This is a genomic window from Pleionea litopenaei (assembly GCF_031198435.1).
Lineage (GTDB): Bacteria > Pseudomonadota > Gammaproteobacteria > Enterobacterales > Kangiellaceae > Pleionea > Pleionea litopenaei.
Genome location: NZ_CP133548.1, coordinates 322,893 through 344,204 on the forward strand (window position 1 = coordinate 322,893; position 21,312 = coordinate 344,204).

Annotated in this window: 20 protein-coding genes; 14 read left to right on the forward strand and 6 right to left on the reverse strand. The window is 41.6% G+C overall.

Annotated elements, in window-relative coordinates; translation table 11 throughout:
• Window positions 1-5 precede the first annotated feature (5 nt).
• The 5 genes from queA to secF are packed head-to-tail and all read left to right on the forward strand — an operon-like array spanning window position 6 to window position 5,395.
• The gene (gene queA / locus Q9312_RS01310; protein ID WP_309202718.1) at window positions 6-1,058 is read left to right on the forward strand and encodes a tRNA preQ1(34) S-adenosylmethionine ribosyltransferase-isomerase QueA; all 1,053 of its coding nucleotides are present in this window, start codon (window positions 6-8) and stop codon (window positions 1,056-1,058) included.
• On the forward strand, window positions 1,048-2,169 hold the full coding sequence (gene tgt / locus Q9312_RS01315) for a tRNA guanosine(34) transglycosylase Tgt (RefSeq protein ID WP_309202719.1): 1,122 nt from the start codon (window positions 1,048-1,050) through the stop codon (window positions 2,167-2,169). The genes queA and tgt overlap by 11 nt, the downstream gene beginning before the upstream one ends.
• 26 nt (window positions 2,170-2,195) lie before the next feature.
• On the forward strand, window positions 2,196-2,507 hold the full coding sequence (yajC, locus tag Q9312_RS01320) for a preprotein translocase subunit YajC (RefSeq protein ID WP_309202720.1): 312 nt from the start codon (window positions 2,196-2,198) through the stop codon (window positions 2,505-2,507).
• A gap of 13 nt (window positions 2,508-2,520) precedes the next feature.
• Window positions 2,521-4,458: a protein translocase subunit SecD gene (gene secD / locus Q9312_RS01325; protein WP_309202721.1), complete on the forward strand. Its 1,938-nt coding sequence runs from the start codon at window positions 2,521-2,523 to the stop codon at window positions 4,456-4,458.
• Between the two features lie 10 nt (window positions 4,459-4,468).
• On the forward strand, window positions 4,469-5,395 hold the full coding sequence (secF, locus tag Q9312_RS01330; protein WP_309202722.1) for a protein translocase subunit SecF: 927 nt from the start codon (window positions 4,469-4,471) through the stop codon (window positions 5,393-5,395).
• A 135-nt stretch (window positions 5,396-5,530) separates the two neighbouring features.
• Here secF and ppsR read toward each other — a convergent pair whose 3' ends face one another.
• Window positions 5,531-6,346 carry a posphoenolpyruvate synthetase regulatory kinase/phosphorylase PpsR gene (gene ppsR, locus Q9312_RS01335; protein WP_309202723.1) on the reverse strand — a complete coding sequence of 272 codons (816 nt, stop codon included), beginning with the start codon at window positions 6,344-6,346 and terminating at the stop codon, window positions 5,531-5,533.
• 99 nt (window positions 6,347-6,445) lie between these two features.
• On the opposite strand from ppsR, the gene ppsA reads away from it, so the two are divergent.
• The 6 genes from ppsA to Q9312_RS01365 all read left to right on the forward strand — a co-directional run bounded on the left by ppsA (window position 6,446) and on the right by Q9312_RS01365 (window position 14,483).
• On the forward strand, window positions 6,446-8,824 hold the full coding sequence (gene ppsA, locus Q9312_RS01340; protein ID WP_309202724.1) for a phosphoenolpyruvate synthase: 2,379 nt from the start codon (window positions 6,446-6,448) through the stop codon (window positions 8,822-8,824).
• Between the two features lie 148 nt (window positions 8,825-8,972).
• The gene (locus Q9312_RS01345; RefSeq protein ID WP_309202725.1) at window positions 8,973-10,691 is read left to right on the forward strand and encodes an AMP-binding protein; all 1,719 of its coding nucleotides are present in this window, start codon (window positions 8,973-8,975) and stop codon (window positions 10,689-10,691) included.
• Window positions 10,692-10,897: 206 nt separating this feature from the next.
• Window positions 10,898-11,065 (forward strand): hypothetical protein, encoded by a 168-nt coding sequence (locus Q9312_RS01350; protein ID WP_309202726.1) that lies wholly within the window; start codon window positions 10,898-10,900, stop codon window positions 11,063-11,065.
• An 89-nt stretch (window positions 11,066-11,154) separates the two neighbouring features.
• Window positions 11,155-12,195, forward strand: a complete 1,041-nt coding sequence (locus Q9312_RS01355; protein WP_309201277.1) for an IS481 family transposase — start codon at window positions 11,155-11,157, stop codon at window positions 12,193-12,195.
• Window positions 12,196-12,269: 74 nt separating this feature from the next.
• Window positions 12,270-12,977, forward strand: a complete 708-nt coding sequence (locus Q9312_RS01360; RefSeq protein ID WP_309204533.1) for a DMT family transporter — start codon at window positions 12,270-12,272, stop codon at window positions 12,975-12,977.
• 99 nt (window positions 12,978-13,076) lie between these two features.
• Window positions 13,077-14,483 (forward strand): M28 family metallopeptidase, encoded by a 1,407-nt coding sequence (locus Q9312_RS01365; RefSeq protein ID WP_309202727.1) that lies wholly within the window; start codon window positions 13,077-13,079, stop codon window positions 14,481-14,483.
• 144 nt (window positions 14,484-14,627) lie between these two features.
• Here Q9312_RS01365 and Q9312_RS01370 read toward each other — a convergent pair whose 3' ends face one another.
• Together Q9312_RS01370 and Q9312_RS01375 are read right to left on the reverse strand one after the other, a co-directional pair.
• On the reverse strand, window positions 14,628-14,864 hold the full coding sequence (locus Q9312_RS01370) for a hypothetical protein (protein WP_309202728.1): 237 nt from the start codon (window positions 14,862-14,864) through the stop codon (window positions 14,628-14,630).
• 93 nt (window positions 14,865-14,957) lie between these two features.
• A complete protein-coding gene (locus Q9312_RS01375) occupies window positions 14,958-15,125 on the reverse strand; it encodes a DUF1328 domain-containing protein (RefSeq protein ID WP_309202729.1) in 168 nt (55 codons plus the stop codon).
• Between the two features lie 402 nt (window positions 15,126-15,527).
• Between Q9312_RS01375 and Q9312_RS01380 the strand changes: the two genes are divergently transcribed.
• A complete protein-coding gene (locus Q9312_RS01380) occupies window positions 15,528-16,310 on the forward strand; it encodes a DUF3050 domain-containing protein (RefSeq protein ID WP_309202730.1) in 783 nt (260 codons plus the stop codon).
• 234 nt (window positions 16,311-16,544) lie between these two features.
• Window positions 16,545-16,853, forward strand: a complete 309-nt coding sequence (locus Q9312_RS01385) for a DUF1272 domain-containing protein (RefSeq protein WP_309202731.1) — start codon at window positions 16,545-16,547, stop codon at window positions 16,851-16,853.
• Between the two features lie 17 nt (window positions 16,854-16,870).
• Here the strand turns inward: Q9312_RS01385 and Q9312_RS01390 are convergent, their stop codons facing one another.
• Window positions 16,871-17,509: a hypothetical protein gene (locus tag Q9312_RS01390; protein ID WP_309202732.1), complete on the reverse strand. Its 639-nt coding sequence runs from the start codon at window positions 17,507-17,509 to the stop codon at window positions 16,871-16,873.
• Between the two features lie 406 nt (window positions 17,510-17,915).
• On the opposite strand from Q9312_RS01390, the gene Q9312_RS01395 reads away from it, so the two are divergent.
• Window positions 17,916-18,449 (forward strand): TerB family tellurite resistance protein, encoded by a 534-nt coding sequence (locus Q9312_RS01395; protein ID WP_309202733.1) that lies wholly within the window; start codon window positions 17,916-17,918, stop codon window positions 18,447-18,449.
• Window positions 18,450-18,884: 435 nt separating this feature from the next.
• On the opposite strand, the gene Q9312_RS01400 is transcribed toward Q9312_RS01395, so the two are convergent.
• On the reverse strand, window positions 18,885-19,925 hold the full coding sequence (locus tag Q9312_RS01400; RefSeq protein WP_309201277.1) for an IS481 family transposase: 1,041 nt from the start codon (window positions 19,923-19,925) through the stop codon (window positions 18,885-18,887).
• Window positions 19,926-20,453: 528 nt separating this feature from the next.
• Window positions 20,454-21,227: a ferredoxin--NADP reductase gene (locus Q9312_RS01405; RefSeq protein WP_309202734.1), complete on the reverse strand. Its 774-nt coding sequence runs from the start codon at window positions 21,225-21,227 to the stop codon at window positions 20,454-20,456.
• Window positions 21,228-21,312: the final 85 nt, after the last annotated feature.

Below are 21,312 nucleotides of genomic sequence, written 5' to 3' on the forward strand. Positions count from 1 at the left end.
GAACCATGAAGCTTTCTGACTTTAGTTTTGACCTACCAGACGAATTAATTGCGCGATTTCCGACTGAAAGTCGCGATGCCAGTCGTTTACTGCATGTAAACTCAGTGGGCGCGATTAACGACCTTAATTTTATTGATATTGTTAACCTAGTGCAGCCAAATGACTGTTTGATTTTTAACAATACTAAAGTTATTCCTGCTCGGTTACTTGGCAAGCGGGAAAGTGGTGGCAAAGTAGAGTTAATGCTGGAGCGCATGACCGGTGAATATGAGTGTTTATCGCTGGTCAAATCGAGTAATCGTTTGCCAATTGGCGCTAAAGTAATTATTGAAGACGTTACTTTGCAAGTATTAGAGCGAGTGGGACAATTTTATCGGTTTGTCGTCGCTGGCAACCAACGCTCAATTCTAGATGTCTTAAATCACTACGGGCATATTCCTTTGCCGCCTTATATCGATCGGTCAGATACAGAGTTTGATGTCGAGCGATATCAGACCATTTATGCCAAAGAAGAGGGGGCTGTTGCCGCGCCCACGGCGGGTCTGCACTTTACTTCAGAGGTTTTTGATGCACTCAAATCAAAAGGTGTGAAATGGGATTTCGTTACTCTGCATGTGGGTTCAGGGACTTTCGCGCCGGTTCGAGTTGAGGCAATTCACGATCATCAAATGCACTCAGAGTGCTATTCCGTTCCTCACTCGGTTGTCGAGTTGGTTCGTGAAACGAAAAGCAAAGGCGGTCGCGTAATCGCGGTGGGAACGACCAGTGTTCGATGTTTAGAAAGTGCTTCACAAGCTGGGTCGTTGCAAGCTCAATCGGGCGAAACGGATATTTTTATTTATCCTGGGTATCAATTCAAATGTGTCGATGCTTTGGTCACCAACTTTCATTTGCCGGAATCAACCTTAATCATGTTGGTCAGTGCGTTTTGTAATCGATCGTCTATTTTGGCCGCTTACCAACACGCCGTTGAGCAAAAGTACCGGTTTTTCAGCTACGGCGACGCAATGTTTCTAGAAAAGGCGGATTCTCGCGAGGAGCTTAAAGATGAAATTTAACTTGGCTGCAACTGATGGTCGCGCTAGGCGTGGAAGTTTAGAGTTTGCGCGAGGTACAGTACAAACACCGGCGTTTATGCCTGTTGGAACCTACGGTACAGTAAAAGCCATGTCTGCTGATGAAGTTAAGTCAATTGGCGCAGAAATAGTACTCGGTAATACGTTTCATTTAATGCTTCGCCCAGGAACAGAAGTCATTCAGGCGCACGGCGATTTACATGATTTTATGAACTGGCAAGGTCCTATCTTGACCGACTCTGGTGGTTTTCAAGTGTTTAGCCTCGGAGAGTTACGCAAGATTACAGAGCAAGGCGTTGAGTTTCGCTCGCCGATTAATGGTTCGAAAGTCTTTTTAGGGCCTGAAGAGTCGATGGCGGTGCAGCGAGCCCTAGGTTCAGACATTGTTATGATTTTTGATGAGTGCACGCCGTATCCGGCGACTTGGCAGCAGGCAAAAGATTCCATGGAAATGTCTTTGCGTTGGGCTGAGCGATCAAAGGCTGCTCACGGTGACAACCCAAATGCACTGTTCGGCATCGTTCAAGGTGGAATGTACAATGATCTTCGCCAGGTGTCAGCCGAAGGATTAATGAAAATCGGCTTTGATGGGTATGCTCTTGGCGGCCTATCTGTCGGCGAAACCAAAGAAGAAATGAAGCAAGTTCTTGATTTTACAGTACCTTTGCTTCCAGCCGATCGCCCGCGGTACTTAATGGGGGTTGGAAAACCAGAAGATATCGTTGAAGCAGTTCGCCGTGGTATTGATATGTTCGATTGCGTTATGCCGACCAGAAATGCGCGAAATGGGCATTTATTTACGGCTGATGGAGTTGTAAGGTTGCGAAACAGTCCCCATAAAAGGGATACCGGACCGATTGAAGAAGGGTGTGACTGTTACACCTGTCAAAATTACACGCGAGCCTATTTACATCATTTAGATAAGTGCGGAGAAATTTTAGGGGCAAGGCTGACCACCATTCACAATTTACGTTACTACCAGCGTTTGATGGCGAGTTTGCGAGAAGCCATTGAAAACGGTACATTAGCCGATTTTGTAGAAGATTTTTATAAACGCCGCGGGCTGGACGTTCCAGCTTTGGCGAAAGATTAAACAATTAGAAAATTAAGGGGAACACTATGTTATTAACTGCAGGTCAAGCGGGCGGAAGTCCTGTCACATTTTGGATTATGATGGGCTTGTTCGTCGTTATTTTTTACTTTTTGATTATTCGTCCTCAATCGAAACGACAAAAAGAACATAAAAATATGATAGCCGCGATTGATAAAGGTGATGAAGTAGTGACGGCAGGTGGAATTTTAGGAAAAGTTAACAAAGTGACCGACGATTACATTGTTATTTCTATTGCCGAAAACGTAAACATCAGCGTTCAAAAGCATGCGGTTACTGCCTCTTTGCCAAAAGGCACGCTTAAGTCGATTAAAGATTAATTAAGGGCGTTTTATGATTTTGGGTCAACCTCGACACGCTCCCATCAATACTTTCCCGACGTGGAAGTATGTGATGGTGCTGTCTATTATATTTATCGGTGTGCTGCTGGCTCTCCCGAACATGTACGGAGAAGACTTTGCAGTACAAATTTCTAATAAAAACGGCGAGCCTGTTTCTCAAGAGCTGTTAGATTCCATTGCTAAAAAAGTCAGTGATGCAGATGTTACTGTCAAAAGCACGGAATTAGAACGTGGTCGAGGATTGATTCGATTGACGAGCCAAGAGGATCAAGATCTAGCGAAAACAGCAGCTTATCAATTCTTAAATAATCACAGTGATAAAAACGTAAGTGACGATATCGTCATTGCAGCAAATCTTGCTCCCGCCACACCTAGTTGGCTGGCTAACATGGGTTTGCGACCGATGAAATTAGGTCTTGATTTACGCGGAGGAGTGCATTTCTTACTTGAGGTAGATCTAGACGATTTATTCAGACGTGAATTTGAAGGACTTACCTCGACCATTAAGACGACCTTGTATGAAGAAGACATTCATTATCAAGGGGTGTCTAATGCTAATACAGACTCGGTAGTTGCAACTTTCGAGAATGTAGAGTTGCAAGAAAGTGCCTTTGCAAAGTTAAATCCGTTATTACCAGAATACGAGATTACTGAAAGAGAAGTTGATGGTGCGCATCAATTGATCTTTAAAATGACGGAACAGAAAACACGAGAGATCAGAGACATTGCGGTGAAAAAGAATATCACCACGCTGAGCAATCGTATCAATGAAATCGGTGTAGCAGAGCCGTTAATTCAACGTTCTGGTAGTAATCGAATCATTGTTCAATTGCCGGGTATTCAAGACACCGCAATTGCACGAAGTATCATTGGTGACACTCGTACCCTTGAGTTTCGAATGGTCAATGAGAAAGTCAGTTTAAGCCAAGCCATGAGCGGTCGAGTGCCTTATGATTCTGAGCTGATTCAAGAGAGCGATGGCACTTCTGTTCTTGTTTATAAGGATGTGCTGCTCGATGGTGAGCACGTCACTGGTGCGAAATCCGATCGCGATGAGCGAGGTTTACCTCAGATTAGTATTCGACTAGACGGAACTGGCGGTTCGATAATGGCCAATGAAACAGGTAGTCGAATTGGTCAAAGAATGGCGATTATTTTAACCGAAGTTTCTCCTATTTTTAAGAAAGACGAAAGTGGGGACTTTGTAAAAAATGATCGAGGCGAACTTATAAAAGTTGATGAAAAGATTAAGAAAGAAGCGGTTAGCGTTGCAACCATTCAATCAACCCTTTCTTCAAGCTTCCGTATTACTGGTACCTTCACTCCAGAATACACGAGTAACTTAGTTTTAATTCTAAAGTCGGGTTCGTTAAAAGCGCCTATCTATATTATTGAGGACAGTACGGTTGGTCCGAGTTTGGGTCAAGAGAATATAGAGAAAGGAACCTTTTCGATTTTTATTGGCTTTATCTTAGTGTTAGCCTTTATGTTATTGCGTTATCGAATGTTTGGGTTATTCGCGAATATCGCTTTGGTGTGCAACCTAATTTTAATTGTTGGCATGATGAGCATGATAGGTGCGGTTTTAACCTTGCCGGGTATGGCGGGTATCGTTCTAACCGTCGGTATGGCCGTTGATGCTAACGTCTTGATTTTTGAGCGTATTCGAGAAGAGCTTAAAGCGGGTTCTGCACCGGCGCAAGCGATTCACAAAGGCTACGATGCCGCGTTATCGACCATCGCTGATGCGAACGTTACCACAGCAATAGCTGCGCTGATTCTGTTTGCCGTTGGTACTGGGCCGATCAAAGGTTTTGCGATTACTTTATTGTTCGGAATTCTAACCTCTATGTTTACTGCGATAGTGGGTAGCCGGGCAATGGTTAATGCGACTTACGGTGGTAAAGCCGTAAAGAAAATTGCGATATAAGGGGAATAGAATGAACTTTAATATTCCATTTTTAAAATACAAAAATATCGCTGTTGTCTTCTCGGCGCTGTTGTTAATTGCTTCTGTCTCTTCGTTATTCATGAAAGGATTAAATGTCGGTTTAGACTTTTCTGGCGGCACCATGATTCAAGTGAAATACGAACAGCCGGTAGAAATTCAATCGATTCGAGTAAATCTTGAGAAGCATAATATTAACGGAGCGGTCATTCAATTCTTTGGAAGTCAAAGCGATGTTACTATTCGTTTGCCGAACAATATTGGAATCGACAATAAAGAAATTGACGCTATTGTCATGAATGCTTTGCGGGAAGATCGACAAGACGTAACAAAAATCCGACGAGCTTATTTAGATTCGACGTTGGGTGAAGAGTTGCAAGAAGAAGGTGCACTGGCTTTGTTGGTCGCCCTGTTCTGTATTATGGTCTACGTCGCGGTTCGATTTGAATGGAAGTTTGCTGTCGGTTCGGTCGCGGCACTTGCGCATGACGTTATCATTGTTGCAGGCTTCTTTTCGTTCACCCAAATAGAGTTTGATCTTACGGTGTTAGCTGCGATTTTGGCCGTCATCGGTTACTCGTTAAACGATACCATCGTTGTTTATGATCGTATTCGTGAAAACTTTTTAATGATGCGAAAAGGCAGTGCATTAGAAGTAATGAACCGCTCATTGAACCAAACGTTAACGCGAACCATGATTACCTCTTTCACCACCTTACTTGTGTTAATTGCCTTGTTTGTGTTTGGTGGAGAGTTGATTCATGCCTTCTCGATCGCTTTGCTTGTCGGTATTATTATTGGTACATACTCGTCGATTTATGTGGCGAGTGCGGCAGCTTTAGCGTTAGGTGTTTCAAAAGAAGATCTAATGCCTCCAGAAATCGAAAAAGAAGGGGCCGATCAAGACCCGTTGATGTAACGGTTTTATTGAGCCAAATTTTCAGTCGGTATGACTTGAATCATGTAATAAAAAAGCGCCATTAGGCGCTTTTTTATTTTCTGGTGCAAAAGACTAAAACGATATTTTTTTAACAATATTCTTTAGAAGGTTCCCTTAAAACGAGATTCTTTTTAGTCCAGACTTCACCATGATTTTGGTCGCGATTTCTTCAATGGATTTGCTGGTGGTCGTAATGTAGGGAATGCGCTCTTTTCGCATCAGTGCTTCAACTTCACGTATTTCTAGCTGACACTGTTTCAAGGAAGCATACTGACTGTTTGCTCGTCGTTCTGTTCTAATTTCGTGTAACCTTTGTGCGTTAATGGTTAGACCGAAAAGTTTATCTTTGTATTTTTTTAACATAGCGGGCAGTTTCAAGTCTTCCATATCTTCTTCTGTAAAAGGGTAGTTGGCGACATGAATGCCGAACTGCATGGCCATATACAAAGACGTTGGTGTTTTTCCGCAGCGAGAGACGCCGACTAATATAAGTTCGGCTTTGTCGTAATAGCGAGTTGTCGCACCATCATCGTTATTTAAAGCGAAGTTAATGGCATCGATGCGAGAGTCATATTCTCCTTTCTCATCATATGAATGGGTTTTTCCCACTCGAAAACCAGATTTTAGCCCGAGAGCATTTTCTAGTGGACCGATAAAGGTATGAAAAAAGTCGAGCACTAAACCCTTACTTTCCATAATGATTTTACGAATTTCGGGTGTCACTATTGTATCAAAGACAATCGGTTGCTCGCCTTTGGCTGCTGCGGTATCTATCTTTTCTTTCGCTTGAATGGCCTTTTTCTCATTGTCGATAAAAGGGAGCGATATTTTCTCAAAATCAGCTTCTTCAAACTGACTAAGCAGAGATTGCCCCAACATCTCTGCGGTTATTCCGGTCCGATCTGAAATAAAAAACACCGTACGTTTCATATTTTGTGTCCATCAAGTACAATACGGCTACACAAAGTAGCGCCAGAATTACTGAATATAACAACTTCTGGCTTATGGAAACAACTCGGGAGAGAAACAGTGCAAGACTTTGTCCTCTGGTATGACGGCTTAGGCATGGATGATGTAGAAGTGGTCGGCGGTAAAAATGCTTCATTGGGTGAAATGATCAGTAACTTAGCGAATGTTGGAGTAAGCGTTCCAAATGGCTTTGCTACGACCGCATCAGCCTTCAGAACCTTCCTTAGCCAAAGTGGCTTAGATGATAAGATTCATCAAGAGCTAGAGCACTTAGACGTCGATGACGTTGAGAAGTTAGCTGAAACAGGCGCCAAAATTCGACAGTGGATTATTGATACGCCATTTATGCCAGAGCTAGAAAATGCCATTGAGTCTGCTTACCAAACCTTGAAAGGCGATGCGAACGAAGAGTTCGCAGTTGCGGTACGCTCTTCGGCGACAGCAGAAGATCTTCCTGACGCCTCATTCGCTGGTCAACAAGAGACCTTCTTGAATGTCCGCGGCTTTGATAACGTCAAACTTGCGTTAAAAGAGGTATTTGCCTCTTTGTTCAACGATCGTGCGATTGCTTACCGGGTTCATCAAGGCTTCGACCACAAGTTGGTGGCTTTGTCTGCCGGTGTGCAAAAAATGATTCGAAGTGATATCGCGGCAAGCGGTGTCATGTTCACCATGGATACCGAGTCGGGCTTCAACGATGTGGTGTTTATTACTGGTGCCTACGGGCTTGGTGAGACCGTGGTACAAGGCGCGGTGAACCCTGACGAGTTTTACGTTCATAAGCCAACCTTAAGAAATAATCGACCAGCCGTGGTGCGCAGAAACCTTGGCGGTAAAGCCATTAAAATGATCTACGGTGAGTCAGACGAGCATGGCAAATCCGTAGAGACGGTTAGTGTACCTATGGCGCAGCGCCAAGCTTTTTGTATTAATGACCAAGAAATTGAAGAGTTGGCACGCCAAGCGTTGATCATTGAAAAACATTATGGTCGCCCAATGGATATTGAATGGGCTAAAGACGGTGCCGATGGCAAGTTATACATCGTTCAAGCGCGTCCAGAAACGGTGAAGAGTCGTGACAATAAAAATGTTATTGAACGCTATTTGCTGAAAGGCAGTGGAGACGTGTTAACCACAGGTCGAGCGATTGGCCAGCGCATTGGTAAAGGTCCTGCCGCGGTTATCAATGATATTAGTGAAATGTCTCGGGTTAAACCGGGCGATGTTTTAGTGACTGACATGACCGATCCAGACTGGGAACCGATCATGAAACGAGCCTCGGCGATTGTGACCAATCGTGGAGGACGAACCTGTCACGCTGCAATTATTGCTCGAGAGCTAGGTATTCCAGCAGTGGTTGGTTGTGGTGATGCAACGGATCATATTTCAGACGGTCAAGAAGTCACTGTTTCTTGTGCTGAGGGTGATACTGGAAATATCTACAATGGTTTGATTGATTTTGAGATTTCTCAAAACGAAGTCGACAATATGCCTGATCTTGCGTTTAAAATTATGATGAACGTTGGCAACCCTGACCGAGCTTTCGATTTCGCTCGATTACCCCATGCGGGAATCGGTTTGGCGCGTTTAGAATTTATCATTAACCGTATGATTGGCGTTCACCCGAAAGCATTGCTTGAATTCGACGATCTTGACGATGACGATCTAAAAGAACAAATTCAAGAGCATATGGCGGGCTATCCGAATCCACGTGAATTCTACATCGCTAAGTTAGTTGAGGGAATCTCGACGTTAGCTTGTGCTTTTGCGCCAGAGAAAGTCATTGTTCGTATGTCTGACTTTAAGTCGAATGAATATGCGAACTTGGTTGGTGGGCATTTGTATGAGCCAGAAGAAGAAAACCCTATGCTTGGCTTCCGCGGCGCTTCTCGCTACATTTCAGAAGAGTTCCGTGAGTGCTTCAAACTTGAGTGTGAGGCAATAAAACGTGTTCGCAACGAAATGGGAATGACCAATGTCGAAATTATGATTCCGTTTGTTCGAACCACAGGTGAGGCGGCGCGAGTGATTGAGTTGCTTGCTGAGAATGGTTTGAAGCGTGGGGAAGATGGCTTACGAGTTATTATGATGTGTGAGTTGCCTTCAAATGCCTTGTTAGCGGACGAGTTTTTACAGCATTTCGATGGATTTTCAATCGGTTCGAATGACTTAACACAATTGACCTTAGGTCTCGATCGCGATTCGGGCATTATTTCCCATTTGTTTGATGAGCGTAATGAAGCTGTTAAAGTGCTGTTAAGTAAAGCGATCACTGCTTGTAACAACGCCGGTAAGTACATTGGTATTTGTGGGCAAGGACCCTCTGATCACCCTGACTTAGCTCAGTGGTTAATGGAGCACGGAATTGATAGTGTTTCGTTAAATCCTGATACCGTGATAGAAACTTGGCTTTATCTTGCTGAGAATCACGCGAAATAATAAAAAAGTCCCGCTTGAAGCGGGATTTTTTTTATCTTCAATTTTGTTATCTAAGACTCACTTTCTATTGCAGTGCAAAGTGTTGATTCAGTTTATCTGTGCTAAATTATTGAAATTATTAGTATTGACCTAAATAGACAAGGTTCTTATGACTCACAATGTTGACTCAAGTAATTCAACTTCTGATGCTGGTCACTTTAAATCGCCTAGCTTTAGTTCTCCCATTACTCGTTTTAAGCAATGGGTCGAAGATACACCAGAACGAGTTTTTTTACGCCAACCGCAAGGTAATCAATGGCAAGAATATTCATTTCAAACCGTTTGGGATAAAGCGGAGTGTTTAGCTCAGTATTTGAAGCGATTGCCGCCTCGAAGTCATGTCGCTATTTACTCTTTAAACTGCGCAGAATGGTTTATTGTTGACTTAGCTATTTTAATGGCTGGGCATGTCTCAGTTCCAATCTATCCTACAGCGGGTCGCTCAACCATTGATTTTATTCTTCAGCACGGTGATATAAAGCTTGCGTTTGTAGGTAAGCTTTTTGATTGGGAAGATAAGAAAGTGTGTTTTGCTTCTTATGAAACTTTATCGTTTTTTAATGAAAAGCCGCATTTAAAATTTTGGGAAGAAGAGATAAAACGCCTCACTCCATTGGAGCAGACCTATCAGGCGCAGGCGAATGAGCTTGCGACGATTGTTTACACCAGTGGAACAACGGGAAGCCCTAAAGGTGTGATGCTAAGTTACCGAGCTATCAGTTCCGCACTATTAACCGTTGAGCAAGTTTTTGAAATTAACCAACAAGATCGATTGTTCTCCTATTTACCTTTGGCTCATGTTGCTGAGCGCATGATTGTTGAAATGGCTGCCGTTTACTTTGGTGCGCAAGTGAGCTTTGTGGAGTCACTCGATCGCTTTACCAATAATTTAAATTCGGTAAAGCCTACAGTATTTTTTGGTGTTCCAAGAATATGGGTAAAATTAAAGCAGGGCGTTGAAAATAAATTAGGTGGAGCAAAGCTATGCCGCCTACTTTTTTCATTGCCAGGCGTTGGTAACTGGTTAAAAAAGAAAATCATTAATGGGCTAGGGCTGGCGGATGTAAAGATTGCTTTGTCTGCCGCGGCTAGCTTGCCAAAAGGGGTGATTGATTGGTTTGAAGGGTTAGAGGTAGAAATTTGCGAAGCTTATGGGCTCAGTGAGACCGCCGGATTTTCACATATTAATTTGCCAGGTCATCGGAAAGCTGGAACGGTTGGAAGACCTTTCCCTGGGGCCGAATGCATGTTGGCTGAAAATGGTGAAGTCTTATTAAGAAACGGTAGTTTAATGGATGGTTATTATAAGTTGCAGGAGCTGAGCAGTGCGGTTATTCAAGATGGATGGTTTCGTACTGGCGATTTAGGTGAGATCGATTCAGAAGGATATTTATCGATTACCGGACGCGTCAAAGAGATCTTTAAGACCTTAAAGGGCAAATATATTTCTCCTGTGCCTATTGAAAACCAATTACTGCCAAAGCTTGATGTTGAGCATTTATGTGTGACGGGCGCAAATCTACCGCATCCAATTTTAATCGTAAGTTGGTTACAGCCTTGGACGCCTGAAAATAAGAGTAAGATGAGCAAGCAGATAGAAGCGGTACTCTCACAAGTCAATGCGAACTTAGAAAAACATGAGCGAATCAATTTAGTATTGATGGTGAATGAAGATTGGACGACGGATAATGGAATGATGACTCCAACGTTAAAGATTCGTCGTCAAGCTATTGATAAACACTACGCTGATATTGTAGAAAAATACCCAAGCTCTAAAATAATGAAAGTGCAATGGTGTGAGCGAGCGAAAACGGACAATGCTGAGTAGAATCTAATTGGTATTTAAGGCCGGGACAATTAAAATAACGGCGAGCAATAAATCGGTAATTAATGATTTTAGATTGTCCCATTAATCAATGATAACCCTTTCGAAAAGTTGTTCCGTAAAGCATAAAAGATATTGCATAAGATCTATTTCAAAATAACTAATGCATAAGACATAGCGGACGAGCAAAAGTACATGAATAAAAACCTATGAATACTCGTGCATTGATGGCCGCGGTTGGCGCGATCGTTTTTATGGCCAGTGTTCCTACATTGATTAAAGTCAATGCGGCTAACGAGATAGAAATTGCTACCGCTCGATTATTAATTGCTTGTTTGGGGATGACTTTATTATTAGGTGAATTAGTCTCGACTTAATCTGACACATCAACTTGAAAAAGTGAGAGTTACCCGTTTTGATTAAAGGTGTCGAATCTTTAAATCAGAACGTTATAGAGGTAACTCTCATGCTACATACTAACAACCCAATCATAAAACACAAAGCTGGTTTACTTAACTTAGCAGAAGAACTCGGGAACGTATCGAAAGCCTGTAAGGTAATGGGCGTATCACGAGATACATTTTATCGCTATCAAGAACTGGTCGAAGAAGGCGGTATCGATGCCCTTATCAGCAAGAGCCGTCGCAACCCAAATGTTAAAAATCGCGTTGATGAAGCCACAGAAACAGCGGTTATCAATTATGCCATTGAGTTTCCGGCACACGGCCAACACCGAACCAGTAACGAGTTGCGAAAGAAAGGAGTCTTTGTATCAGGGAGCGGTGTCCGGTCGATATGGCTCAGGCATGACCTAGAAAACTTTAAGAAGCGCTTGAAGGCACTGGAAGATAAGGTTGCTAAAGAGGGCATCATACTGACCGATAGCCAAATAGCTGCACTTGAGAAGAAGAAAAATGATGATGAAGCCTGTGGTGAGATTGAAACAGCTCACCCTGGCTACTTAGGCTCACAAGATACCTTTTATGTCGGTAACCTAAAGGGCGTTGGACGAATTTACCAACAAACCTTCATCGACACTTACAGCAAAGTTGCCTTTGCCAAACTCTACACCACAAAAACACCTATTACCGCAGCCGACATACTTAATGACAAAGTGCTACCTTACTTCCAGCAACATGAGTTACCCATGTTGCGAGTATTAACGGATCGCGGCACTGAGTATTGTGGAAAAGTTGAACATCACGACTATCAGCTGTATTTAGCAATCAATGACATCGAGCATACAAAGACTAAAGCAATGTCACCGCAAACCAATGGTATCTGCGAACGATTCCATAAAACGATATTGAACGAGTTCTACCAGGTTACATTTCGGAAGAAATTATACAGTTCACTGGATGAGCTTCAAAAGGATCTGGACGAATGGATAGTTTACTACAATAATGAACGCACCCATCAAGGAAAAATGTGTTGTGGACGAACGCCCAATGAAACATTAATTGATGGTAAGAGAATTTGGGCTGACAAAAATCTAGCTCAAATCTAAACTGACAGACACCAATTGAAAAACGGGTAACTGTCAGATTAAGTCTGAGCTAGTACATATTAGGGGTAAAAAAAATAAGCCTCAAATTAAGGAAGCGTCAATGGCTTGGTTTGTTATTAATTGGTGTTACCTTTGCCGTACATTGGTTTCTTTATTTTAAAAGTATAAAGTTATCAACCCCCTCTATCGCAGCCATTGCCGTATCAACCTACGGCATTCATGTTTTGTTTTTAAGCGCTGTATTTTTAAAGCAAAAAATCACTTCTACAGATTTGATTGCAACAGTCTTTGCCTTTGGCGGTATGCTCTTAGTGATTCCTGAATTCAATTGGTCTTCCGAGCTATTTTGGGGAGCCATTATCGGTGTTGCCAGTGGCTTTTTATACGGAGTATTGCCGGTGCTCCATCAATTAAATAACTCGCTGTCTAATACGCTGCGCGCTTGGGGGCAGTTTACTTTCGCTTTTGTCGCTTTTTTGCCGTTTGGCCTGCAGCAACAATGGGCGCTACAATCGAACGATGTTTTAGGGTTGCTATTTTTGGGCGTTGTGTCGACGCTATTTGCTCATAGCATGTGGATTAAAGCGACGACGGAATTACCGGGCGTTATTACCGGAATTACCTACTATTTGTACATCCCATTAGCCGTGTTGATAAGTTTTCTAAGTATTGACGAGCCTATCACGGGGTCGATGATTCTGGGCGCTTTAATAATTATAGTGGCCAATGTAGTATTAGTGATTAATAAATGGCAAAGTCGGCTTAAGGCTAAAGCAAAGTAAAAGAGAAAGAGAAAGAGAAAGAGAAAGATATTAGAAAGAGAAATAGAAGAGAAAGAAAATAATATAACGACAGTGTAAGTTGATGCGAAAGGGGAGAATATGAAACGAATAAACTACTTCCGAAGCTTAGCCGTTGGTCTAGCTAGCTCGAGTCTAATGATTGCAAGCACGCTGAATGCGGCGGGCGGTCAACAACAAACCATTCAATACATTGACCAGAGTGCGCTGCATAAAATTGCCTCTGAAGTGTCTGCTAAGCGTATTGAGAACGATATCCGAAAGTTAGTCAGTTTTGGAACACGACACACTTTATCTGAGACTCAGTCAAACACTCGTGGTATTGGTGCCGCTCGACGTTGGATCAAAGAAGAATTTGAGAAAATTTCTAAGCAATGTGGCGGTTGCCTTGAAGTGATTATGGTGAAAGATACCATTTCAGGTGAAAAGAGAATTCCTAACCCAACTGAGGTCGTCAATGTCATTGCCATACAGCGGGGGAGCATCGACCCGAATCGGTACGTTGTTATGTCTGGTGACATCGACTCTAGAGTATCCGACCCTTTAAATGCAACCGATGACTCTCCCGGAGCTAATGATAATGCGTCTGGTGTTGCAGGCACGATAGAAGCCGCTAGGGTGCTTTCTAAGTATAAATTTAAAGGCTCGATTATCTACGCGGCTTTATCAGGTGAAGAGCAGGGGTTGTTTGGTGGAAAAATTTTAGCTGAACATGCAGTAAAAAATCAGTGGCGAATCAAAGCGGTGTTAAACAACGACATGATCGGAAACATTGAGGGCATTAACGGTGTTATCAATAATACCACTGCACGAATCTTCTCAGAGGGAACGCGAGCAGTTGAGACAACTGAAGAAGCGCGAATTCGGCGTTTTACTGGTGGTGAAGTTGATTCTCCAAGTCGTAACCTCGCTCGATATATTGACTGGATAGCCGATCGCTACATTCCAAATCTAGACACAATGATGGTTTATCGATTAGATAGATTTGCTCGTGGTGGGCATCATCGTCCATTTAATGCGGTCGGTTTTCCTGGCGTTCGTATTATGGAAACGAACGAACATTATGATCGACAACATCAAGACCTACGCGAAGAAAATGGTGTCCAATACGGCGATACTATTGATGGTGTTAATTTTCCTTACGCTGCTAAATTAACAGCGCTTAACGCTGTTTCGCTAGCCAGTATGGCGTGGGCGCCGGCACCACCCAGTGGCGTTGAAATAAGTGGTGCAGTCCTGCCATCGACAACATTGAAATGGAATAAGCCTGCCGTGCGAGAGTCGTCGATGATTGCCGGTTATAAAATCTATTGGCGTTATACCGATCAACCACAATGGCAGTTCAGTCGATTTGTAGGCAAAGTGAATCAATTTACACTAGAAAACGTGGTTATCGATAATTACTTTTTTGGCGTAGCGGCAGTTAGTCAAGATGGCTATGAAAGCCCAGTGGTGTTCCCTGGACCAAACGGATCATTTGGTGACTAAATTCTGAGTTGGTTTTTAATATAGTTTGAGCTGATTAAAAAAGAACGCTGTGCAATCACAGCGCTCTTTTTCGAGCTTGCTTTTTATGAGTAATTTCTCAAGATTAACTTTTCAAGGTTAACTTTTAAAAATTACATTGACCAATTAACAATCGGTATCTTTGGTCTCTAATCCTTCTTTAATTTCTTCACACTTGTCTTCGATGGTGTTACCAACATCACGCGCTGTATCTTTTGCTTTGTCGCCGATGTCTTCAGCGGTATCGGTGATTGCGTCACTGGCATCTTTCACTTGCTCCTTCAACGAGTTGTCTTCTTCTTCAGCACAACCCATTAAAGTAAAACTAAATAATGCGGCAGCGATAAAGGTTAAGTTTTTCATAGTTTTCTCCTATTGTTGTAAATGAAAGTTACAATGATGTTAAAAATGCGACTTTTCTTTTTTAAAATTTAATGCTTTTTTGCAATCACTCAGTTAGGCGTTACTTCGTTTCCTGCTTCGTAACATTGAAACGAACCAAAGTATTAGGAAAAGAATAAACATTACTTTTGCAAACGTGGTCGCGACACCAGCAATATTGGTAAATCCTAGAACTGCAGCGATGATGGCAATGACTAAGAATAGAATTGAACCGTTTAACATGTTTACTCCTATAGATAAGGTTATCTGTTCAAGCTTTTAAAGTACCCAGCTATTTTTGAAATCGAAGCATTCAAAAACTCAGCATCCAAAAGCTGGACGTTAAAAGTATTCGCCTGAATTTGCGTATACATAGAGCAGAGCATTTATCGTGCCAAACGAATTTACTGGGCTTTAACGCAGAAGTTGGCTAAAATGACCCAAGTCTTGGTTGATTTCCCCCAACCAGTGGTTTGTAAGAACCGTCATTTTTATTCCAAAAATATATTAAAAGTGGATATCTCCAACTTTGGATATTGCAATTTAAAATAATGAACTCAATCGCGCTTTGAATAAATTCTTGTTGAAACAAAGATATGAACTGCCTAATTTGAAATTGACATCAACGCTGTTCGGAGTAGAAAAATGCTTAGTTTCAAGTCAGACAAAATTGAAGAGTTAGGTAATCTACTAACCACTCATCCTATTTATACATCAATCGATACTTTGGAAGATGCCAAAGTATTTATGGAACATCATGTTTTCGCAGTTTGGGATTTCATGACCTTATTGAAAGCACTGCAAATTAAAATGACCAATGTCACCATTCCTTGGGTACCTACTGGTGACCCAGCGGTTAGAATGATGATTAATGAAATCGTACTTGGCGAAGAGTCAGACGAAGTGGTGGGTGGTTTATCTCACTTCGAATGGTATTTGCAAGCAATGAATGAGTGCGGTGCTGATACCAGTAAAATCGACGAGTTAGTTAACACCGTTCGTGAAGGCGGAGATTATCATGCGGTAATCGAGACCCTTCCATTCTCAATTCAGCAATTTGTAACCACAACGTTAGAAGTGGTTGAGAAAGGTGAATTGCATGAGATCGCTGCTGCTTTTACCATTGGACGGGAAAATTTGATTCCTTCTATGTTTATTGAGTTTGTTCGTAATCTGAAAAACGAAGCACCAGAGCAAACCAAAACACTGATCCATTACTTTGAACGTCATATTGAAGTTGATGGTGATGAACATGGTCCGCTTGCATTAAGTATGTTGACGCGTTTGTGCGACAACAGCCAGAAGCGATATGAGCAATGTTTGAGAGTGTCTGAGCAAGTTCTTGAAAGTCGACACCTGCTTTGGGACGGTGCATTTTCAGACCTGCTTGAATTGAAAGGTTCCAATAAAGCGGTATCTATCGCTTAAATAATTATTTTAAGAGTACTCCCAGCACATAGGCCAAGCGAAAGCTTGGCCTTTCTTTTTGCGCAGTATTTATCGAATGCTTTTGATAACTGAACACACTAGTCACAATCAAATGAATGATTGACTAAGCGCAATGAAATCATATTCTTCTTTAACACGATAATCGTGTATTTCTAATTGTTGTAAAAACAGACTGTAGTAAAATAAGGAAGACTTTTAAAGGAGTAAGTGACCATGTTATCCATCCGCCCGAATTGCGAGCTTTGCGATAAAGATTTACCCGCCAACTCAACAAAAGCAATGATCTGTTCTTATGAGTGTACGTTTTGCAGTGACTGCGTTGCTAATACTTTGCTCAATGTATGCCCTAATTGTGGCGGCGGTTTTGTTTCAAGACCGATTAGACCGATAAAAGATTGGCGAAAAGGTACCGGACTGACATTTCATCCAGCTTCTGAGAGTAGAGTGCATTCACCCTATAAGGTTAATGATTTAGCTGAGTATAACCAAAACATAAAAGACATCGCTCCTGAAAAACGTTGAACCTTCCCTAGTTAAGATTAGCGTTTGAAGCTGTCGCCATCTCGTCCTATATAAAAGTCGATGGTGCCTTGGTTTGCGTGATGTTCAAAAACAAAGGTGGCTTCTGGATCATGCCAACTGGTGTCTCCTAAATATTGAGCAAGTTTACTTGCGATGGCGCTAGAGCTAGTTTGATTAGAGTTCACACTGAGCTTGCAAATCGTTGTTCGACAGTGAACTTGTTGCACCGGATGATCGGCGAGTTGTGGTGTTTGATGAAAAAGTTCTAATAAATGTTGCTCTTGCTGATTCGCCCAGTCGTTATCGATACCTTGCTCTAAATATTGTTCCTCGATTATTGTCCATGTATCGGTTTTATTATTTCTAAGATTAGATGGCGGCTGATCGATGCCAGTTAGATCTTGTAATCTTGAGTCGGTGCTCGATAGAGTATGAGATGGTGATGATTTCTGTTTGTTCACCTGAAGTACTTTTTCTAACTCCAAATTTTTAACACGTACAAGTGCCAAGCTTTCTTGCGATGCTTCTAATTTCATCTGTGTCGACTCTAACTGACGAGTGAGATTGTCGTATTTTATTGAAGACTCGGTAAACATCAGTAAGTAGACATTAGTTGCGCAGGATGCGAGCAACAGCGACACGAGTAGTTTGTTCATTGATATTAATCCATTCTTATCTAGCTTAATATGTTATCTAGCTTAAACCTATGTGGTTTAGCGGAAAACAGTATTTTCTAACTGAAAATTGTATCGTCTAGCTGTCACTACTCATTCATAAGCTAGCTGGATAACTCTGACTTAAAAGTCGGTTTGGTTTCCATGTATCTAACATCTTTGCAATCTATTATGTTTGTCCAGGGTAGGCAATGTCTTCGTAGGTTTTATCTGTAAGGTTGAGACATGCGTTCATTTCTTGAGCAAATTATTAAGAAACTAAATAGCCTATTGATCAGTCATTGGTATTGTTTACTTGTTCAAGATGATGAATAATTGCCGATATTCGAAAGGAATATCTCGTAAATAAATTTACAACAATAAATTTACAACCGCTAGGAAAAGCATTATGCATATCATTATTGGGGTGATTACTGCGATCGCGGGCTTATTGTGGGCCTTAAATCGACTGAATGAGTCGGGTTTCAATCTAAATTCTTTGAACCCCTTTCTATGGGCTAGGCGAAGAAAGTGGGAGAAGGCGCATGGCACTAAACCCATTCACCGGCTTGAAAACTCTCTTGAAGCGGCTGCGCTATTAGTATCGGGAATGGCTTTAATCGATGGCGCTGTTTCTCGAGAGACGAAAGAGTTGGTCATAGACTTGTTTCAAAAAGAATTTGGTATCAGCGAGCAGCAGTCGCTAGATTTATACAATGTTTCTAGTCATCTATTGAAAGATACCGATAATCTATCAGCCGAAGTCAAAATGATTCTAGCACCTTCAATCAATACTTTTAGTGAATCTAACCAGCAGCAGCTGATGTCGATGTTGAATGAAGTAGCCAAGGTGGAGGGCGGTATTTCGAATAATCAAAAGAATCTTCTAGAGGCGATAGCAAAACAGTTTAATCGAATTCAGTCTCAGCCAACATGGCATTGATGTTTGTTCATTAGAAGAATTTTAAACAGAACAAAGCTTTTTGCAGTTTTAATTAACTTGGAAATCCAGAATACTGCTTTCTTACGCGTTAGTTCGAAATATGGAATTAGATCGCTGGAGAGATGTAACTGGATTGTAGAGAGTTTATAAAGAGTGAAAGAAGCTCTTGCTGAAACAGTGATATAACTAAGGTGGACGTTACTTAATATGCATTATATAAGAACAATAATTTTCTGTTTTCTGTTAGCTTTGATGCCTGAGATCATTGGTTTTTTTCATGGCATGACTCTGCCTTTAACATGGGAGCTTTATGGTGCAACCATAAAAGAAGCTGTGCAGAACTCAACGCATATAAGAAACGGCGTTATAATACTTATCTGTACTAGCTCAGACTTAATCTGACAGTTACCCGTTTTTCAATTGGTGTCTGTCAGTTTAGATTTGAGCTAGATTTTTGTCAGCCCAAATTCTCTTACCATCAATTAATGTTTCATTGGGCGTTCGTCCACAACACATTTTTCCTTGATGGGTGCGTTCATTATTGTAGTAAACTATCCATTCGTCCAGATCCTTTTGAAGCTCATCCAGTGAACTGTATAATTTCTTCCGAAATGTAACCTGGTAGAACTCGTTCAATATCGTTTTATGGAATCGTTCGCAGATACCATTGGTTTGCGGTGACATTGCTTTAGTCTTTGTATGCTCGATGTCATTGATTGCTAAATACAGCTGATAGTCGTGATGTTCAACTTTTCCACAATACTCAGTGCCGCGATCCGTTAATACTCGCAACATGGGTAACTCATGTTGCTGGAAGTAAGGTAGCACTTTGTCATTAAGTATGTCGGCTGCGGTAATAGGTGTTTTTGTGGTGTAGAGTTTGGCAAAGGCAACTTTGCTGTAAGTGTCGATGAAGGTTTGTTGGTAAATTCGTCCAACGCCCTTTAGGTTACCGACATAAAAGGTATCTTGTGAGCCTAAGTAGCCAGGGTGAGCTGTTTCAATCTCACCACAGGCTTCATCATCATTTTTCTTCTTCTCAAGTGCAGCTATTTGGCTATCGGTCAGTATGATGCCCTCTTTAGCAACCTTATCTTCCAGTGCCTTCAAGCGCTTCTTAAAGTTTTCTAGGTCATGCCTGAGCCATATCGACCGGACACCGCTCCCTGATACAAAGACTCCTTTCTTTCGCAACTCGTTACTGGTTCGGTGTTGGCCGTGTGCCGGAAACTCAATGGCATAATTGATAACCGCTGTTTCTGTGGCTTCATCAACGCGATTTTTAACATTTGGGTTGCGACGGCTCTTGCTGATAAGGGCATCGATACCGCCTTCTTCGACCAGTTCTTGATAGCGATAAAATGTATCTCGTGATACGCCCATTACCTTACAGGCTTTCGATACGTTCCCGAGTTCTTCTGCTAAGTTAAGTAAACCAGCTTTGTGTTTTATGATTGGGTTGTTAGTATGTAGCATGAGAGTTACCTCTATAACGTTCTGATTTAAAGATTCGACACCTTTAATCAAAACGGGTAACTCTCACTTTTTCAAGTTGATGTGTCAGATTAAGTCGAGACTAATTCAACTTATCGCTACGATTTTATATTATTTGCTTTTCGTTAAAATACAAACAGCGGTTGTAAAACACTTTCTTTTTGCATTCATTCTTACTTCGGTGTTGATGGAGTTTTGGGAATTCTTAATGGGAAGTTTTTCTATTGTCGAGTTGTTTAATATTTACACAATTATTCATCTGTGCATTGCTCTAACTGCGCAAGGCTTAGTGTTATTACAGCGCAAAATCAGTGATAAGAAAGCGTGAATTGAATACTGATAGATTATGACACTCTGGATTCTAAATAGTTATCGCTTAGGAACTAATAAGTTGTCATAAACAATGAGACGTTTGATTTTTACGGTTACAAGATCAATGCGAAGGAATAGGGTATAAGCACCTTTTCTACCTATTAGGTGCTCTTGTCACAAAATCATATACTGGTTAAATCAATCGACAAATGCTCTTTCAATCACATAGTCACCTTGAATGCCCGTTTTGGGACTAATTTCGAATCCGGCTTGGTTGAGCAGTTCCGAAATGTCTTTAAGCATTTCTGGATTTCCGCAAATCATGGCTCGATCAGTTTCAGGGTCTAATGGAGCCATATTTAAAAGCGTAAATAAGCTGCCATTGCTTAAGTGTTCAGTGATTCGTCCTTGGGTCGGGAAATCTTCACGCGTTACCGTTGGAAAATAGGTCAGGTGCTGCTGTATCATTTCACCAATATAAGGATGAGCTTTTAACTCATGTTCAATAAACTCTTTATAGGCTAATTCACTCACGTGTCGAACGCCGTGACAAAGAATCACTTGGTCAAACTTCTCAAAAGTATCTGGGTCTTGAATAATGCTTAAAAATGGCGCTAAGCCAGTACCAGTGGCAAAAAGGAATAAGCGTTTGCCTGGTTTAAGATCATCAATGACCAGAGTTCCCGTTGGCTTTTTGCTTACGACGATTTGACTGCCTTTTTCCAAGTGTTGGAGTTTTGAGGTGAGGGCACCGTTAGGAACCTTTATGCTAAAAAATTCAAGGTGATCTTCGTAGTTAGGGCTGGCAATGCTGTAGGCACGAACAATAGGCTTTTCATCTTGCGGTAAACCGATCATTACAAATTCACCGTTTCTGAATTTTAACGACTGATGTCGAGTTGTTTTAAAGCTAAAAAGCTTATCATTCCAGTGATGGACGTCGAGAACGGTTTCTACATTTAAGTTCTTCATACTGCACCTTACTAACTAGATTAGACGGCTAAACGAAGCGCTTTGTTTAGCTTCAAAAGGGCTAATTACATTCTTTCTAGACCTT

Bases quoted from the DNA above. Each gene is read 5' to 3' on its own strand.
- secF (WP_309202722.1), top strand. From the start codon at position 4,469: ATGAACTTTAATATTCCATTTTTAAAATACAAAAATATCGCTGTTGTC.
- Q9312_RS01380 (WP_309202730.1), top strand. From the start codon at position 15,528: ATGCTTAGTTTCAAGTCAGACAAAATTGAAGAGTTAGGTAATCTACTA.
- secD (WP_309202721.1), top strand. From the start codon at position 2,521: ATGATTTTGGGTCAACCTCGACACGCTCCCATCAATACTTTCCCGACG.
- Q9312_RS01385 (WP_309202731.1), top strand. From the start codon at position 16,545: ATGTTATCCATCCGCCCGAATTGCGAGCTTTGCGATAAAGATTTACCC.
- Q9312_RS01395 (WP_309202733.1), top strand. From the start codon at position 17,916: ATGCATATCATTATTGGGGTGATTACTGCGATCGCGGGCTTATTGTGG.
- tgt (WP_309202719.1), top strand. From the start codon at position 1,048: ATGAAATTTAACTTGGCTGCAACTGATGGTCGCGCTAGGCGTGGAAGT.
- Q9312_RS01350 (WP_309202726.1), top strand. From the start codon at position 10,898: ATGAATACTCGTGCATTGATGGCCGCGGTTGGCGCGATCGTTTTTATG.
- Q9312_RS01355 (WP_309201277.1), top strand. From the start codon at position 11,155: ATGCTACATACTAACAACCCAATCATAAAACACAAAGCTGGTTTACTT.
- Q9312_RS01375 (WP_309202729.1), bottom strand. From the start codon at position 15,125: ATGTTAAACGGTTCAATTCTATTCTTAGTCATTGCCATCATCGCTGCA.
- queA (WP_309202718.1), top strand. From the start codon at position 6: ATGAAGCTTTCTGACTTTAGTTTTGACCTACCAGACGAATTAATTGCG.
- Q9312_RS01390 (WP_309202732.1), bottom strand. From the start codon at position 17,509: ATGAACAAACTACTCGTGTCGCTGTTGCTCGCATCCTGCGCAACTAAT.
- Q9312_RS01365 (WP_309202727.1), top strand. From the start codon at position 13,077: ATGAAACGAATAAACTACTTCCGAAGCTTAGCCGTTGGTCTAGCTAGC.
- Q9312_RS01400 (WP_309201277.1), bottom strand. From the start codon at position 19,925: ATGCTACATACTAACAACCCAATCATAAAACACAAAGCTGGTTTACTT.
- Q9312_RS01405 (WP_309202734.1), bottom strand. From the start codon at position 21,227: ATGAAGAACTTAAATGTAGAAACCGTTCTCGACGTCCATCACTGGAAT.
- Q9312_RS01370 (WP_309202728.1), bottom strand. From the start codon at position 14,864: ATGAAAAACTTAACCTTTATCGCTGCCGCATTATTTAGTTTTACTTTA.
- ppsR (WP_309202723.1), bottom strand. From the start codon at position 6,346: ATGAAACGTACGGTGTTTTTTATTTCAGATCGGACCGGAATAACCGCA.
- Q9312_RS01345 (WP_309202725.1), top strand. From the start codon at position 8,973: ATGACTCACAATGTTGACTCAAGTAATTCAACTTCTGATGCTGGTCAC.
- yajC (WP_309202720.1), top strand. From the start codon at position 2,196: ATGTTATTAACTGCAGGTCAAGCGGGCGGAAGTCCTGTCACATTTTGG.